Genomic DNA, 15,195 nt, shown 5'->3' with positions numbered 1-15,195 from the left:
ATCCCCTTCGGCCAGCCTCGTGCCCCCCGGAATACCGGGTTTCGGCGGTGGCGCAAACGGGGAGATGACCGGGCCGCGAGATCAGAACAACGCCGGGATCAGCGGCAGCAGTTCGCGGGCGAGAAAGCCCGGCGGGCCGAGGGTGCGCCCCGCCTCGCCATGCAGCCACACGCCCCAGGCGGCCGCGTCGCGCGGGGTGGCACCGCGCGCCAGCAGGCCCGCGACGATCCCCGCCAGCACGTCGCCCGAACCCGATGTCGCCAGCCCGACCCCGCCGCCGTCGTAGCGCAGCGGCTCCGCGCCCGGCGCGGCGATGATCGTGTCGCCGCCTTTCAGCACGACCACCGCGCCGAAGGTTTCGGCCCATTCGCAAGCGTGGCGGACCGGATCGGCGGCGACCTCCGCTTCGTCCAGCCCGCACAAGGCCGCCATCTCGCCATGGTGCGGGGTCAGCACCGCGCCGCCCGCCAGCGCGCGCACGGCGGCCGCGCGGTGGCGCAGCGCACCGATCGCGGCGGCGTCGAACACCACCGGCACGCCGCCGATCTGGTGGAGGACGGCGCCCAGCAGGCGGGCGGCCGAAACGCTGCTCGCCATCGCCGGGCCGAACACCAGCGCGTCAGCGCGGGCGAGGTTTTCGATCACGGCGTCGGCGCCCGCGACCGCGATCTCACCGCGATCGTCGACCGGCAGCGCGACCACCCCCGCTTCCGGCATGGCGATGCCGATGGCGAGCGCGGCGGGCGCCACGGTCGCGACCCGCACCTTGCCGGCGCCCGCGCGCAGCGCCGCCTCGGCCGTGAGCATCAGGCCGCCGGGGCAGAGCATCGATCCGCCGACCGCCAGCACCCGTCCCCGGCTGTTCTTGTCGCTCTCCTCGCCCGGCGAGGGCAGAGGGTGGGCCGCCAGCCAGTCGCGGTCGAGCGGCGCGGTCATGCGCTTTTCGCCTCCGACCGATCGGGTTCGGAGGTGACGGCGGTTTCGGCGCGCACCGGCGCGGTCTGGTTGTAGAGATCGAGCACCAGCCCGCCCTGCGGCCCCGCCACGGGATCGAAGCGGTAGCGCGTGACCGAGCAGTTCGCCACGTCGCCCGCCCGGTCGATGGCGAGGATTTCGTCCTCGCTCAGATGCTCGATCACATAGCGCAGGCACAGCACCACCACCTGATGCGCGACGATCATCACCCGCCGGCCGGCATAATGCAGCGCGATCGTGTCCATCACCGCGCGCAGGCGGAAGATCACGTCGCACCAACTCTCGCCGCCGGGCGGGCGGTGGTAGAATTTGCCGAGGATGCGGCGGAACTCGGCCTGATCGGGCAGCTCGGCATGGATGCCGGCGGTCGTGAGCCCGTCGAGGATGCCGAACTCCTTCTCGCGCAGACGCTCGTCGACGCACTGGATCAGCCCGTCGGCCCCGCCGCCCGCCCCGGCGAAGCGATCCGCCGTCTGCCGCGCACGGACATAGGGCGAGACGAGGAGCACGTCGGGCCGGTCGTCCTCGAACTCCTCGCCCGCGAACCAGTGGCCGAGCGCGTCGGCCTGTTCCTCGCCAAGCGCGCTCAGCGGCACGTCCACGTCGCGCCCCTCGACCGCGATGCGATAGTCGCCCGCCGCCGAGGCCGCGTCGCGCGCGACATTGCCCGCGCTCTGGCCGTGGCGGACGAGCCAGAGCGTCTCGGGCCAGCGACCGCTCATGCCGATGCCGTATCCAGCGCGGCGACCTGTTCGGGGGTGAGTGTCAGCCGGGCGGCGGCCAGCAAAGTGTCGAGCTGGGCGATGCTGGTGGCGCTGGCGATCGGCGCGGCGATGCCCGGCTTGGCGTTCAGCCACGCCAGCGCGATCGCGACCATGCTCGCCCCGGTGTCCGCCGCGATGGCATCCATCGCCGCCAGCACCGCCGGCCCCTTGCCCTCCAGATAGGGCCGGACGCTATCGGCGCGGCTGCCGCTCAGGTCGTCCGCCGAGCGATATTTGCCGGTGAGGTAGCCCGCCGCCAGCGCATAATATGGCGTGACGGCGATACCCTCCTTCACGCACAAATCCCGCAACGCACCCTCATATTCCCCGCGCTCGACGAGATTGTAGAGCGGTTCCAGCACCGCGAAGCGCGCCCAGCCGTTGGCGTCGGAGATAGCGAGCGCCTCGCCCAGCCGATCGGCGGTGTAATTGGAGGCGGCGATGGTGCGGACCTTGCCGGCCTTCACCAGCGCGTCGAACGCCGCCAGCGTCTCCTCCAGCGGCGTCCTAGGATCGTCGCGGTGGGCGAAATAGATGTCGATCGTCTCCACGCCGAGCCGCCGGAGCGAGGCATCGCAGGCGGCGGCGATGCGGGTGGCGGCGAGGCCCTCGCAGCCCTCGCCCGGCAGCAGGCCGACCTTGGTGGCGATCGTCACCGCGTCGCGCTTGCCCGATGCCTTCAGCCATTCGCCGATGATCGCCTCGGATTCGCCGCCGCTATGGCCGGGCACCCAGGCGGAATAGACGTCGGCGGTGTCGATCGCGCGGCCGCCGCCATCGACGAAGCGGTCGAGGATCTGGAAGCTCGTTGCCTTGTCGATCGTCCAGCCGAACACGTTGCCGCCGAACATGAGCGGAAGCGAACCGAATGTGCTGCTCACGAAATTCTCCCGATGCCGTCCCCTGTCGCCAGCCCCAACGCAAGCGCGGCGACACTGTTGCATCCGTGCCGCACCCGGTCCATCGCCTGCCCATGAGCGAAACGATCCCCGGCGACACGATCCTGGCCCGCATCGCCGATGCGCTGGAGCGGCTGGCCCCGCCCGCGCCGCCCGCCGCCGATCCGCTGGCGCACCCAGCCTATCTGTGGCGCGGGCAGGCGCTGGCCGCCGCGCGCGCCTTCAGCCCCCTGCCGCTCGACCGGCTGAGCGGGATCGACCCCCAGAAGGCGGCGCTGCTCGACAACAGCCGCCGCCTCGCCGCCGGCCATGCCGCGCACGATACCCTGCTGTGGGGCGCGCGCGGGGCGGGCAAGTCGGCGCTGGTGAAGGGCGTGGTCGGCGCGCTCCAGGGCGAGGGCGCGGCGATCGCGCTGATCGAGGTGGCGCCCGATGCGCTGGACACCCTGCCCGATCTGTTCGCGACCATCGCGGAGGCCCCCCGCGCCTTCATCCTCTTCCTCGACGATCTGGGGTTCAGCGAGGAGAGCGAGGCGCCGCGCCTGCTGCGATCGCTGCTGGAGGGCGGCGCGGAGGCGCGGCCGGCCAACGCCCGCCTCTACGTCACCGCCAACCGCCGCCACCTCGTGCCGCGCGACCTTTCCGAACAATCCAGCGCGATCAACCCGCGCGACGTGGTGGACGACAAATTGGCGCTGTCCGATCGCTTCGGGCTGAGCCTCGGCTTCCACGTCTGCGACCAGCCGACCTATGTGGCGATGATCGAGGGCTATACGCGGGCGCTCGGCCTGCCGCTCGACCCGCAGGACGCGATCGCCTGGGCGACGACGCGGGGCAGCCGATCGGGCCGGGTGGCGTGGCAATATGTGGTGGAGCTGGCCGGGCGGCACGGGATGCGGTTGTGAGCGATTTCCGCCCGCAACACTCCATTCCGTTCACCCTGAGCGAAGTCGAAGGGCGTGCAACAGGCGCCGCGTCCGGTCGCACGTCCTTCGACTACGCTCAGGACGAACGGGTCTCTTGTTGCGGAGATAGCAGCCGATGATCGAGCGCCAGCGCCTCAAATCCATCCTCGGCGGATCGGCGGGCAATCTCGTCGAATGGTATGATTGGTACGCTTACTCGGCCTTCACCCTCTATTTCGCGCCGGTGTTCTTCCCGCAGAGCGACGATATCGCGCAGTTGCTGAATACCGCCGCGATCTTCGCGGTGGGGTTCGTGATGCGGCCGGTGGGGGCGTGGGTGATGGGCATCTATGCCGATCGGCGCGGGCGCAAGGCGGGGCTGGCGCTGTCCGTGACGCTGATGTGCGCCGGATCGCTGATGATCGCGCTGACGCCGGGCTATGCCACGATCGGCACGCTTGCGCCGGTGCTGCTGGTCGCGGCGCGGATGATGCAGGGGCTGTCGGTCGGCGGGGAATATGGCGCGAGCGCGGTCTATCTGTCCGAGATGGCGGGCAGAAGACATCGCGGTTTCTTCTCCAGCTTCCAATATGTGACGCTGATTTCGGGGCAGCTGATCGCCTTGTGCGTGCTGCTGCTGTTGCAGGCTTTGCTCGATCGGCCGCAGCTGGAGGCGTGGGGCTGGCGCATCCCTTTCCTGATCGGCGGCGCGCTGGCTATCGCGGTGTTCTTCATCCGCCGCGGCATCGACGAGACCAAGGCCTACGAGACCGCCAAGGCTGGCGAGGCGCCCAAGTCGAGCGGCAGCGCCCTCTTCCGCCTCCACCCGCGCGCCGCCTTCACCGTGATCGCGCTGACGGCGGGCGGCACCGTCGCTTTCTATGCCTACTCCATCTACATGCAGAAATTCCTGGAGAAGACCGCCGGCTTCCCCCGCGAGACCGCCACACTCGTGATGACGGCCGCGCTGTTCCTGTTCATGCTCGTCCAGCCGGCGGCGGGCGCGCTTTCCGACCGGATCGGGCGCAAGCCGCTGATGGTGGGCTTCGGCATCGCCGGAATGCTGGGAACGGTGCCGATCTTCACTTTGCTCGGCACGGTGCAGAGCCCGCTCGCCGCCTTCGCGCTGGTGATGGCCGCGCTGCTGATCGTGACCGGCTACACATCGATCAACGCCGTGGTGAAGGCCGAGCTGTTCCCCCCCGAAATCCGCGCGCTGGGCGTCGCCCTGCCCTACGCCATCGCCAACACCGCCTTCGGCGGCACGGCGGAATATGTCGCCTTATGGCTGAAGAACGAGGGGGTGGAGGCCGCCTTCTACTGGTATGTCACCGCGCTGATCGGGGTGTCGCTGGTGGTGTATCTGAGGATGAAGGATACGCGGGATCATGGGACGATGCAGGGGGAGTGAGGTGGCGGTTGTCGGTCGTTAGCTGCCGTAGGGTCCGTCAAAAAACTTGCTAAGCCGAAACATCAGCCAGCCAGCGACAGCCGAAGTTATGGGGATGGCGAAAAGCAGGAAAAGCAACTCCATGCGCTTGCGGGCATCGCAGGCTGCCGTCTCAGGCGTTCCTCGTGGCAAGCATTCGCCGATGGCGCTGACCGCAAATATTGGTAAGCCAATGAACAATAACAATATGATGGCGGATACCCAGCCGACGATGCGGTGAAAGCGATCCGGGTCGTGGGCCTTTCTCATATGGCAAAGAATACCGAAACTGCGACGCCACGATAGAGGAGCTGTGGAGGCCATCAACCGCCTCGACGTCAGCGTGACGTCACCCCTGCGAAGGCAGGGGTCCATGGCTCTCTCCATATTCGATCGCGGCTTGCGGCGAGGGAGACATGGATTCCCGCCTTCGCGCGAATGACGGACGGATTTCAGTGGTGGGCGAAAAAATAGGATCGCATCGGGCGCACCTCCGCTCTCGTGGTGGAAAAAGCGTTTCGACCGGCGCGTCCTGCCACGGGCATCCGGGCGGACTTTTACAGCAATGGTGCGGGCCGCCGCAGGCCCGCGCTGGGTTTGGCCCGGTGGACGGTGGCCCCTTGGGTTTTCGCCCCTTGGCAGGGCTACTGGCCGGTTTGGCTGGGCCGCCTGCGTATAATCCCCCGAGCCGGTCGCGATGCATCGTCGGTGTGAACCGGATGGCTTCGCGCCGGTCGTTCCGGGGTGGTCGCCCGCCCCGGATGCTTGCTCTTCGCCCATGGCCTCTGGGAATCGAGCGATGGTGTATGTTTACGTAATGTTCCTATTTGTCAAGGTACTTTTGCGGCATCGGTCACGAATGCTCTTTGCGTGACCGGCATGCTCCCGTGTATCCTGCGGGCTATTTCGCCGGCACGGCCCCTGCCCCCGGCCAGTCGGTGTCGCCGATGCGGACCAGCGTCATCTCGAAGATCGTGACGGGTTTCTGGCCGGGGACGATGCGCTCGCCGATCTCGTGCCATTTCCCATCGACCAGGGTGGTCGTGTAGCGCAGGCTCGCCTCGCCCATCGGCAGCGACCAGGCCCAGCCCGTGGGGGTGACGGTCAGCGGGAAATTGCCGGCGTGGCCCTGCGCGTGTGTCTGGAAGATGTAGGCCCTGGTCTGCGGATCAAAGGCGATCACGCCGAAGGCGTTGAAGCCCGCCATGCCGTTGGCCATGTAGCCCTTGCCCTCGACCAATCGGATCGCGCCGCCGAGCATGGGGCCAACCCGTTCGGTCTGGGTGATGGTGAGCGGCCCGCCGGGGGTCTGGAAGGTTGCAGGACCACGCCATGTGCCGTCCATCCAGGCGGTGGCCTTGAGCGCTTCGACCTGCGCGGCGATGGCGGCGCGGTCGGGCGGCTGGGCGAGCGTGGCGGCGGGAAGCGCGAGTGACAGGACGGCGGCGACAGCGAGACGGATCATGCGTCTTCTCCCGGCAGCGGATGGCGGGATGGTGCCGGATTGGTCGGGGGTGCGCAAGCGGGCATCGGCTCGCCCAATTCGAGACGCCGGCGCGCCGGGGCACGTCCTTCGACTTCGCTCAGGACGAACGGTGGAGAGACATTGCAGTCCTTAAAAGAAAACGCCCGCAGACGAGGGCCTGCGGGCGTTCCGGATGTCGCGAAGAAGCGGGCCGATCAGCGGCGCGCTTCGCCCTTCTTCTCGTTCAGGGCATATTCGGTGGCGCAGCTGTCCTTGGTGTCGGCCGCGATCGTCGGCAGCTTGCCGGCGGGGCGGTGGTGGAAGGAGACGCCGCACGCCTCGGCGCGGGCGATCGGACGGTAGAGCTTGACCGTCTTGCCGGCGGGCATGCGGACTTCCTCATGCGTTTCGTGCAGGTTCTGCGCGGCGGCCGGGGCGGCGAGCGAGAGGGCCAGGCCGGCGGCGAGGGCGAAGCGGATCATAGGGGTCTCCTTGGGGGCTATCATTGCTGTATGGTGACAGGTAGATTTCCCACATTGCGGCGGAAGCACCGGTTCGTAAGGAAGCGTGTCGCGTGTCAGACGATGGGATTTCCGCCGACTTACAAAGTGTTGCTGGCGCATTGCCGGCGGCCGCCGACCCCTTGCGGCGGTTGACCGGCGACCCCGCCATTCCTACCTCTGGCCGTAATGACCCCGATGATCCAGGCGAAGAGCCAGTGACCCCCCCGTCCATCATCCTCGTCGAGGACGATCCCCCCCTCCGCACCCTGACGGCGCGCGCGCTGCAGGAAAACGGCTATCTCGTTCGCCCCGCCGCCTCCGCGCCCGAAATGTGGATCGCGATGGAGAACGGCCCGGTCGACCTGATCCTGCTCGATATCATGCTGCCCGGCACCAACGGCATCGATCTGTGCCGCCAGCTGCGCAAGAAGAGCGAGGTGCCGATCATCTTCATCAGCGCCAAGGGCAGCGAGGAGGATCGCGTCCTCGGGCTGGAACTGGGCGCCGACGATTATATCGCCAAGCCGTTCGGCACGCGCGAGCTGATCGCCCGCGTCCGCGCGGTGCTGCGCCGGGGCGGGCTGGAGCGCCAGCATGGCGAGGTGCGCGAGACCGAGGCGCATTTCGACGGCTGGGTCGCCAATTTCCCCCGGCGCGAGCTGCGCTCGCCCAGCGGGGCGATGGTGGAGCTGACCGGCGCGGAATTCGATCTGCTCGCCAGCTTCCTCGGCCAGCCGCAGCGCGTGATCGCGCGCGACCGGCTGATCGAACTATCGCGCACCCGGCTGGGCGACGCCTCCGATCGCAGCATCGACGTGCTCATCAGCCGCCTGCGCCGCAAGCTGACCGAGGCCGGCAAGGTCGCGCCGATCCTGACGGTGCGCGGCGTCGGCTACATGCTGAAGGCCGAGGTCACGCGCGCTTGAACAACCCGCTCCGCCGGTCGCTGGGCCTGCTGGGGCGGATCGTCGCGATCCTGCTGCTGACGGTCGCGATCGAATTCGGCGTTTCGACGCTTCTCTACGAACGGGCGAGCCGGCTGCTGATCCAGGAGGATGAGGCGCGCCGGCTGGCCGAGCATCTGGTCATCGCGCGCAAGCTGGTGGTGGAGCGGCCGCGCTACGAGCGGCCCGAACTGGCCGACGAACTCACCACCGATCGCTACGACGTCCACTGGACGCCGACCAAGCCGCCCCCGGCCCCGTTGACCCCGCAGCTCGACGAGATGCGCCGCCAGATCGTGGCGTGGGAGCCGTCGCTGACGCAGGCGAACCTGCGCCTGCGGCTCGATTCGCCCGGCCGGCGATCGGCGGTGACGGGCTATCTGCGCCTGCCCGACGGCAGCTGGCTGCAATTCGGCACGCGCGAGATCGTCCATGGCGGCTGGGATCTGGCGCTCAATCGCATCCTGCTGGCGCTGGTGCCGGCGCTCGGCCTGCTCATCATCGGCGCGCTGATGATCCGCCAGACGCTGAGCCCACTGCGGCGGCTGGCGCAGGCGACCGAGCGGATCGGCTTCGGCGAGGAAGTGCATATTCCCGAGGCCGGCACGTTCGAGGTGCGCCGCCTGATCCGCGCCTTCAACGTGATGCAGGAGCGGATCCACAAGCTGATCGACGATCGCACCCAGGCGCTGGCGGCGGTCGGCCACGATCTGCGCACCCCGCTCGCCCGGCTGCAATTGCGGCTGGACGGGGTGGACGACCGCGAGGCGCGCGAGGCGCTGGGTGAGGATGTCGCCGAGATGGAGGCGATGGTCGCCTCGCTGCTCGCCTACCTCGGCGGCGAGGGCGAGCCCGAGAAGCCGGTCAAGATCGATCTCGCCGTGCTGGTGCAGACGATGGTGGACAATGCCACCGATCGCGATCTGGACGCGGCCTATGACGGGCCGGAGCATCTCGACGCGGTGGTGCGCAAGCTCAGCCTGCGCCGCGCGCTCGGCAATCTGATCGCCAACGCCATCCATTATGGCGGCAGCGCGCACGTCACCCTGTTTCGCCGCGACGACACGATCGTGATCTGCGTCGAGGACAAGGGGCCGGGTATCCCCGAGGACCAGCTGGAGGCGGTGTTGCAGCCCTTCATCCGGCTGGACGCGGCCCGCGGGCGTTACACCGGCGGCCTCGGCCTGGGCCTCGCCATCGTCGTCAAGGCGGTGGAGGGCGAAGGCGGCACGCTGCATCTGGCGAACCGCGCCGAGGGCGGGCTGCGCGCGGAAATCCGGCTGCCGGCGTAACGGTTCGTCCCGATTTTTTTGGCGCTTATCCGCCGGAAATATTTCCTTACATCCGTGCTGCGACACAGCAAGATCGCCGCCCTAACTCTACCCGATCCGTCCACCTTGGTGGACCAGTGATTCAAGTGGAGCAAATCGGTGAACGAGCTGATCGGTCGCGTTTTCAGTTTCGAGAAGAAGACCTTCCCGGACCAGAGCGCCCTCTTTTCCAAGCTGGTGGCTGAAGGGCAGAGCCCGAAGGCGCTCATCATCTCCTGCGCGGACAGCCGCGTCGTGCCCGAGCAGATCCTTCAGGCGGCGCCCGGCGACCTCTTTGTCTGCCGCAACGCCGGCAACATCGTGCCCCCTTATTCCAGCGCCAACGGCGGTGTGACCTCCACGGTGGAATATGCCGTGATGGTGCTGGGCGTGCGCGACATCATCGTGTGCGGCCATTCGGACTGCGGCGCGATGAAGGCGATGGAAGCCCCGGAGAAGCTCGGCTCGATGCCGAACGTCGCGGCCTGGCTGCGCCACAGCAACGCCGCCAACGAGGTGGTGAAGCATTGCTATCCGGAGATGACCGGCGGCGAGCGCGCCCGCGTGATGGCGCTGGAGAATGTCGTCAGCCAGTTGCAGCATCTGCGCACCCATCCGTCGGTCGCGTCGGGCATCGCGCGCGGCGAGATTTCGCTGCACGGCTGGTTCGTCGACATCCACGGCGGTCAGGTGCTCGGCCTCGATGGCGAGACCGGCCGCTTCACCGCGCTGCGCGAAGACGCACCGCTGCCCGTGGCCCTGCCCGCCGGCAAGCGCACCGCAGCGGAAGTCCCCTTCCTCCAGGCGGCCGAGTAAATCCGATGCAACTGCCCATGCTGAACACCAAGCATCTCGCGCGGGATTTCACCGCGTCCATCGTCGTCTTCCTCGTGGCGATGCCGCTCTGCATGGGCATTGCCGTCGCCTCCGGCGTGCCGGCCGAAAAGGGCCTCATCACCGGCATCATCGGCGGCCTCGTCGTCGGCCTGCTGGCGGGCTCCCCGCTCCAGGTCAGCGGCCCGGCCGCCGGCCTGGCCGTGATCGTGTTCGAGATCGTGCGCGAGCAGGGTCTTTCGGCGCTGGGGCCGATCCTCGTGCTGGCGGGGCTCCTCCAGGTGACCGCCGGCATCTTCCGCCTCGGCGGCTGGTTCCGCGCCATCTCCCCGGCGGTGGTGCATGGCATGCTCGCCGGCATCGGCGCGCTGATCGTGATCGGCCAGTTTCATGTGCTGTTCGACGAGAAGCCGTTGTCGAGCGGCCTGGCCAACCTTTCCGCCATGCCGGGCCGCCTGCTGGGCCTGGACCCCAACAATATCGCCGCGACCGAGCTGGCCTTCGTGCTGGGCCTCGTCACCATCGGATCGATGCTGGCGTGGGAGAAGTTCCGCCCGGCCTCGATGAAGCTGGTGCCGGGCGCGCTCGTCGGCGTGGTCGCCGCGACGATCGTGGCGATAGCGGGCGGGCTGGACGTGGCGCGCGTCACCGTGCCGGCCTCGATCTGGGCCGCTGTCGAAACGCCCGACCAGAGCTTCCTGAGCGCGATGATGACCCCGGCGGTGCTGACGACGGCGCTCGCCATCGCCTTCATCGCCTCGGCCGAGACCCTGCTCTCGGCGGCGGCGGTCGATCGCATGCATGACGGCGTCCGCACCAATTACGACAAGGAATTGCGCGCGCAGGGCGTGGGCAACCTGCTCTGCGGCTTCGCCGGCGCGCTGCCGATGACGGGCGTGATCGTCCGTTCCTCGGCCAACGTGCAGGCCGGCGCGCAGACCCGCCTGTCCACCATCCTCCACGGCACCTGGATCCTCGGCTTCGTGGCGCTGCTGCCGTTCGTGCTGCAACAGATCCCGATGGCGGCGCTGGGCGGCATCCTCGTCATCACCGGCTGGCGCCTCGTGAGCCTCAGCCATGTGCGCCACCTGTTCCACCAATATGGCCTGTTGCCCGCGCTGATCTGGGCGGCGACCTTCGTGATGGTGATCGCGACCGATCTGCTGACCGGCGTGCTGGTGGGTCTCGGCCTCTCGCTGCTCGAACTGCTGCCGCATGTCCGCAAGCTCAAGCTGCGCGTCGATGCCGAGCAGGGCGAGACGGTCGATCGCATCGGCCTGGTCGGCGCCGCGACTTTCGTGACGCTGCCCAAGCTGAACCGGGTGCTGGACTCGGTTTCAGAGGATCGCGCGCTCCAGCTCGACCTGCATCGCTGCGACGCGGTCGATCACACCTGTGCCGAGATGCTGACCGACTGGCTCCAGCGCAAGCGCGCGCGCGGCATGTCGATCGAGCTGATGGGCGCCAAGGGCAATCTGTCCAAGCTCGCTGTGGCCTGAAGGTCACAGCGTGACACGGACATCTTTTGAAACAGTCTAGCAACGCCGGGACACCCACCGGCCAATAGGACCAAGGCACCCGCAGGACACGTGGCCCGGTGATCGCCAGATGGCGACGCGAGAGGTAGCGACCGGCGGGTGCAGGAGGAACGTTCACTCTTCAAAGGGGAATGTTCCATGTTCAATCGTCTCGCCGCCGCAGCCCTGCTGTGCGCCGCCGCGACCCCGGCTCTCGCGCAGGACGAACCTGCCAAGCCGTTCACCGTGTCGGGCAGCGCCGGCCTCGTTTCCGACTATCGCTTCCGTGGCGTCTCGCAGACCGACGAGCATATGGCGGTTCAGGCCGGCATCACCGTCAGCCACGAAAGCGGCTTCTACGTCGGCACCTGGGGCTCCAACCTGGCCGGCTGGGGCACCTTCGGTGGCTCGAGCATGGAACTCGACCTGTTCGGCGGCTACAAGGCCGATCTCGGCAACGGCCTCGCGCTCGATGCCGGCCTGCTCTGGTACATGTATCCGGGCGGCGCCTCCGAGACCGACTTCGCCGAGCCTTATGTGAAGCTGTCGGGCGTGCTCGGCCCGGTCAATGCCCTCGTCGGCGTCGCTTATGCCCCCAAGCAGCAGGCACTCGGCAAATGGTATTGGAACGCCGCCACCTACGCGACGGGCGTGCCGAACAACCCCGGCAAGAAGAACGACAACCTCTACGTCTGGGGCGACTACAACATGCCCGTCGCCGAGACCGGCCTGACCGCCAAGGCCCACGTCGGCTATTCGAAGGGCAATTCCGGCCTTGGCCCGAACGGCACCTCGGTCGCCCCGACCGGCCAGTATGTCGACTGGATGCTCGGCGCCGATTACGCGCTCGGCCCGGTCGTGCTGGGCGTCGCCTATGTCGATACCAGCATCAAGCGCAACGATCGCGCCTATCTGTTCCCGAACTTCGCCTCGACGAAGGACGGCAGCGCGATCTCGAGCGCGCAGGTGGTCTTCTCCATCACGGCCGCTTTCTGATGCCGCCGGCCGCCTGACGAGGGCGGCCGGCCCGCAACGATAAACGAACCAGGGAGGTTCGTGTCGGCGGGGTCACGGGCAGGTGGCTCCGCCGATGGTGTTTGGGGTATGGGATGGCAGGTTGGCCGGTTTCGGCCCTGATGCGAAACCTGAAAGTTTTGCATCAGGCTCGGGGCTGAAAGCAACTGATCGGGGCGTCCACTAGCCGACATTTTTGGATGTGCTAGTGTGAGCCATGCTCGCTCGCGTGATCCTAACAGTCGCTACTGGATTGATCGCAACCTCCGCGCCTGCCCAAACCTCCAACAAACCGACTACCGGTTCGGAGGACGTAATCCTCGGGGCTTGGTCTGATCCTGTAAAGTGCAATCGGGCGAACGCGGCACGTCTGACGTTTGATGAAGTCCTCGCACGCGGTGAAAAGCTGAACGGGACTTGCGTAGCAATCGAAGGTTTCTGGGCGGGCCGCGCATTGTTCAAACGCGAGGGGCAAGGCAACGCGGCTCGGTCAAATGTCGCGCGCTCACTCCGCAATCGTCGGATCGGTATCTATGCACGGGGTGAGGTTCTTAAAGATGCCCCGCAACGATCAGCACGATACATGATGGTCGGTGTGATCGGCCAATGTGAAACGGAATGGCCCGATGCAATGATGGTCCTTGGCTACTGCCACTACACAGGTGGTCCAATCCTAAAGGTGGCAGAGGCAATGCCGTTGCAGACGGCGAATGGTAGCTGACGACCAATTTGCCGCAGCCGTGATGCAAAACTCACAAGTTCTGCATCGCTGGAAAGTAACGCAGTTCCGGGTGCTTCCGTGATGCATAAAGCCGATGCACATCTCGCGAGAGGAAGGCCGATCGCAACCATAGACGAACCCGAGTGTTCGACGAGGCTGCCCGGAAGGCGGCCGGCGATGATCCTGGGATTTCGCGGATCCTCGAAATTGTAATCCCGAACGAAGTCGAGGACCGGTCTCCGGCCCATCCGCATCTCGGCTGCGCTCAATGCCGGGCGATCCCTCGACTTCGCTCGGGATGAACGGGTTGGGTTGGGTGGGGTGAATGGGTGGGGATGGGCGGGTGGGGATGGACGGTGGTTACGTGGGCGGCCGGGTTGCCCGCGAATCCCCCCTGCCCCCTCCCTCACCCGCCGCTATAAGCGCGCCATGCTCGACGTGACCCTTGCCGTGCCCGCCACCGTGCGTGCCTTCTCGGCCTCGGCGCTGCCGTGGCTCGACATGGGCGGCATCGCGCTGTTCGCGGCATCGGGCGCGGTGGCGGCGGCGCGGGCGCGGTTGACGTTCGTCACCTTCTGTTTCTTCGCGGCGATCACCGGCACGGGCGGCGGCACGGTGCGCGATCTGCTGATCGGGGCGCCGGTATTCTGGATGCACGACAGCGTCGCGCTCGGCATCTGCCTCGTCATGGCGCTGATCGTGTGGTTCACGCCGCAGCGGCTGTGGCAGGGCAAGGCGCTCGACTGGTTCGACGCCGCCGGCCTCGCCGCCTATGCCGTCTATGGCGCGGCCAAGGCGCAGGCGTGGGGCATCCCCGTGGTGCCGGCGGCGGGGATGGGCGTGGTGACGGCCTGCGTCGGCGGCATCATCCGCGACGTGCTGGCGGGGGTGCCGTCGATCCTGATCCGGCCCGAACTCTATGTCACCCCGGCCGCGCTGGCCGCCGGGCTCTATGTGGCGCTCACCGCGATCGGCGTGTCGCCGGTGGCCGCCGCCGGCATCGCGACCGTCGCGGGCTTCGCGCTGCGCGGCATCGCCATCGCGCGCGGCTGGCGGCTGCCGCCCTATCGGGGTGGCGAGCCGGAATAATCCGGCGCTGTCCTACACGCACCAAATTTGCCATGGGGTGCCGCCCCCAAGATTTCGGCCGCAGCTTTCGGAAGGACCAGCGACATGACCAGCATCGGCATCCTCGGCGCGGGCGGACGGATGGGCCAGGCGATCGCGGCCGAGACGGGCGCGGCGGGCGCGCTGGTCGCCGGCGGGATCGACCGCGACGGCCCCCTCACCGGCCCCTATGAAAGCATCACCGATCTGGCCGGCGGAAGCGACGTTCTGGTGGATTTCTCCTCCCCCTCCGCGCTGCAGGCGAATCTCAACGCGGCGGTGGCGGCGGGCACGCCGATCGTGATCGGCACCACGGGGCTCGGGGCCGAGCATCATGCCGCGATCGACGTGGCGGCGGGCAGCGTGGCGGTGTTGCAGGCGGCCAACACCTCGCTCGGCGTGAACCTGCTGACCCATCTGGTCGAGGAGGCGGCGCGGCGGCTGGGCACCGATTGGGATATCGAGGTGCTGGAGATGCACCACCGCCACAAGCTCGACGCGCCTTCCGGCACCGCTCTGCTGCTGGGCGAGGCGGCGGCGCGCGGGCGCGGCGGCGCGAAGAGCGTGACCGAGCGGATGGGCGTACTGGCGGCGCGCGAGGAGGGGACGATCGGCTATGCCTCGCTGCGCGGCGGATCGGTCGCCGGCGACCATCAGGTGATCCTGGCGGCCGAGGGCGAGCGGATCGAGATCGGCCACCGCGCCGAAACCCGCGCCATCTTCGCGCGCGGCGCGGTGAAGGCGGCGCTGTGGCTCGCCAGCAAGCCCGCCGGCCGCTATTCCATGGCGGACGTGCTGGGGCTCTGAG

At 68.1% G+C, this 15,195-nt stretch carries 15 protein-coding genes; 9 read left to right on the top strand and 6 right to left on the bottom strand.

Annotated elements, in window-relative coordinates:
- Positions 1-81: 81 nt before the first annotated feature.
- The 3 genes from PQ455_RS05625 to PQ455_RS05615 are packed head-to-tail and all read right to left on the bottom strand — an operon-like array spanning position 82 to position 2,590.
- A complete protein-coding gene (locus tag PQ455_RS05625; protein ID WP_273689997.1) occupies positions 82-936 on the bottom strand; it encodes an NAD(P)H-hydrate dehydratase in 855 nt (284 codons plus the stop codon).
- The gene (locus tag PQ455_RS05620) at positions 933-1,697 is read right to left on the bottom strand and encodes a histidine phosphatase family protein (protein WP_273689996.1); all 765 of its coding nucleotides are present in this window, start codon (positions 1,695-1,697) and stop codon (positions 933-935) included. The genes PQ455_RS05625 and PQ455_RS05620 overlap by 4 nt, the downstream gene beginning before the upstream one ends.
- Entirely contained in the window at positions 1,694-2,590 is an 897-nt protein-coding gene (locus PQ455_RS05615; RefSeq protein WP_273691245.1) for an aldo/keto reductase, read from the bottom strand. The genes PQ455_RS05620 and PQ455_RS05615 overlap by 4 nt, the downstream gene beginning before the upstream one ends.
- A 122-nt stretch (positions 2,591-2,712) precedes the next feature.
- Here PQ455_RS05615 and PQ455_RS05610 point away from each other — a divergent pair, with 122 nt between their 5' ends.
- Together PQ455_RS05610 and PQ455_RS05605 are read left to right on the top strand one after the other, a co-directional pair.
- Positions 2,713-3,543 carry an ATP-binding protein gene (locus PQ455_RS05610; protein WP_273689994.1) on the top strand — a complete coding sequence of 277 codons (831 nt, stop codon included), beginning with the start codon at positions 2,713-2,715 and terminating at the stop codon, positions 3,541-3,543.
- A 136-nt stretch (positions 3,544-3,679) separates the two neighbouring features.
- Positions 3,680-4,954: an MFS transporter gene (locus PQ455_RS05605; protein WP_273689992.1), complete on the top strand. Its 1,275-nt coding sequence runs from the start codon at positions 3,680-3,682 to the stop codon at positions 4,952-4,954.
- Between the two features lie 18 nt (positions 4,955-4,972).
- Here PQ455_RS05605 and PQ455_RS05600 read toward each other — a convergent pair whose 3' ends face one another.
- The 3 genes from PQ455_RS05600 to PQ455_RS05590 all read right to left on the bottom strand — a co-directional run bounded on the left by PQ455_RS05600 (position 4,973) and on the right by PQ455_RS05590 (position 6,919).
- The gene (locus PQ455_RS05600; RefSeq protein ID WP_273689989.1) at positions 4,973-5,296 is read right to left on the bottom strand and encodes a hypothetical protein; all 324 of its coding nucleotides are present in this window, start codon (positions 5,294-5,296) and stop codon (positions 4,973-4,975) included.
- A gap of 577 nt (positions 5,297-5,873) precedes the next feature.
- Positions 5,874-6,437 (bottom strand): DUF1579 domain-containing protein, encoded by a 564-nt coding sequence (locus PQ455_RS05595; protein ID WP_273689987.1) that lies wholly within the window; start codon positions 6,435-6,437, stop codon positions 5,874-5,876.
- A gap of 215 nt (positions 6,438-6,652) precedes the next feature.
- Positions 6,653-6,919 carry a hypothetical protein gene (locus PQ455_RS05590; RefSeq protein WP_273689985.1) on the bottom strand — a complete coding sequence of 89 codons (267 nt, stop codon included), beginning with the start codon at positions 6,917-6,919 and terminating at the stop codon, positions 6,653-6,655.
- Positions 6,920-7,155: 236 nt separating this feature from the next.
- On the opposite strand from PQ455_RS05590, the gene PQ455_RS05585 reads away from it, so the two are divergent.
- The 7 genes from PQ455_RS05585 (at position 7,156) to dapB (ending at position 15,194) form a co-directional block, all read left to right on the top strand.
- Positions 7,156-7,866, top strand: coding sequence for a response regulator transcription factor (locus PQ455_RS05585; protein WP_273689983.1), 711 nt, complete (start codon positions 7,156-7,158; stop codon positions 7,864-7,866).
- The gene (locus PQ455_RS05580; RefSeq protein WP_273689982.1) at positions 7,863-9,176 is read left to right on the top strand and encodes an ATP-binding protein; all 1,314 of its coding nucleotides are present in this window, start codon (positions 7,863-7,865) and stop codon (positions 9,174-9,176) included. Before PQ455_RS05585 ends, PQ455_RS05580 begins: the two co-directional genes overlap by 4 nt.
- A gap of 138 nt (positions 9,177-9,314) precedes the next feature.
- The gene (locus PQ455_RS05575; protein WP_273689981.1) at positions 9,315-10,010 is read left to right on the top strand and encodes a carbonic anhydrase; all 696 of its coding nucleotides are present in this window, start codon (positions 9,315-9,317) and stop codon (positions 10,008-10,010) included.
- 17 nt (positions 10,011-10,027) lie between these two features.
- Positions 10,028-11,527 carry a SulP family inorganic anion transporter gene (locus PQ455_RS05570; RefSeq protein WP_273689980.1) on the top strand — a complete coding sequence of 500 codons (1,500 nt, stop codon included), beginning with the start codon at positions 10,028-10,030 and terminating at the stop codon, positions 11,525-11,527.
- A 177-nt stretch (positions 11,528-11,704) separates the two neighbouring features.
- The gene (locus PQ455_RS05565; protein WP_273689979.1) at positions 11,705-12,541 is read left to right on the top strand and encodes a TorF family putative porin; all 837 of its coding nucleotides are present in this window, start codon (positions 11,705-11,707) and stop codon (positions 12,539-12,541) included.
- Between the two features lie 1,168 nt (positions 12,542-13,709).
- Positions 13,710-14,369 carry a trimeric intracellular cation channel family protein gene (locus tag PQ455_RS05560; protein ID WP_273689978.1) on the top strand — a complete coding sequence of 220 codons (660 nt, stop codon included), beginning with the start codon at positions 13,710-13,712 and terminating at the stop codon, positions 14,367-14,369.
- Between the two features lie 84 nt (positions 14,370-14,453).
- The gene (gene dapB, locus PQ455_RS05555) at positions 14,454-15,194 is read left to right on the top strand and encodes a 4-hydroxy-tetrahydrodipicolinate reductase (RefSeq protein WP_273689976.1); all 741 of its coding nucleotides are present in this window, start codon (positions 14,454-14,456) and stop codon (positions 15,192-15,194) included.
- Position 15,195: the final 1 nt, after the last annotated feature.

It is taken from the genome of Sphingomonas naphthae, from assembly GCF_028607085.1.
Taxonomy (GTDB): Bacteria; Pseudomonadota; Alphaproteobacteria; order Sphingomonadales; family Sphingomonadaceae; genus Sphingomonas_Q; species Sphingomonas_Q naphthae.
The sequence above is the reverse complement of the archived record's forward strand: the minus strand, read 5'-3'. Positions and strand labels throughout refer to the sequence as shown.

Excerpts from the sequence above, each read along its gene's own strand:
- PQ455_RS05605 (WP_273689992.1), top strand. The coding sequence starts at position 3,680 with ATGATCGAGCGCCAGCGCCTCAAATCCATCCTCGGCGGATCGGCGGGC.
- dapB (WP_273689976.1), top strand. The coding sequence starts at position 14,454 with ATGACCAGCATCGGCATCCTCGGCGCGGGCGGACGGATGGGCCAGGCG.
- PQ455_RS05600 (WP_273689989.1), bottom strand. The coding sequence starts at position 5,296 with ATGGCCTCCACAGCTCCTCTATCGTGGCGTCGCAGTTTCGGTATTCTT.
- PQ455_RS05570 (WP_273689980.1), top strand. The coding sequence starts at position 10,028 with ATGCTGAACACCAAGCATCTCGCGCGGGATTTCACCGCGTCCATCGTC.
- PQ455_RS05590 (WP_273689985.1), bottom strand. The coding sequence starts at position 6,919 with ATGATCCGCTTCGCCCTCGCCGCCGGCCTGGCCCTCTCGCTCGCCGCC.
- PQ455_RS05565 (WP_273689979.1), top strand. The coding sequence starts at position 11,705 with ATGTTCAATCGTCTCGCCGCCGCAGCCCTGCTGTGCGCCGCCGCGACC.
- PQ455_RS05615 (WP_273691245.1), bottom strand. The coding sequence starts at position 2,590 with ATGTTCGGCGGCAACGTGTTCGGCTGGACGATCGACAAGGCAACGAGC.
- PQ455_RS05595 (WP_273689987.1), bottom strand. The coding sequence starts at position 6,437 with ATGATCCGTCTCGCTGTCGCCGCCGTCCTGTCACTCGCGCTTCCCGCC.
- PQ455_RS05625 (WP_273689997.1), bottom strand. The coding sequence starts at position 936 with ATGACCGCGCCGCTCGACCGCGACTGGCTGGCGGCCCACCCTCTGCCC.
- PQ455_RS05620 (WP_273689996.1), bottom strand. The coding sequence starts at position 1,697 with ATGAGCGGTCGCTGGCCCGAGACGCTCTGGCTCGTCCGCCACGGCCAG.
- PQ455_RS05560 (WP_273689978.1), top strand. The coding sequence starts at position 13,710 with ATGCTCGACGTGACCCTTGCCGTGCCCGCCACCGTGCGTGCCTTCTCG.
- PQ455_RS05610 (WP_273689994.1), top strand. The coding sequence starts at position 2,713 with ATGAGCGAAACGATCCCCGGCGACACGATCCTGGCCCGCATCGCCGAT.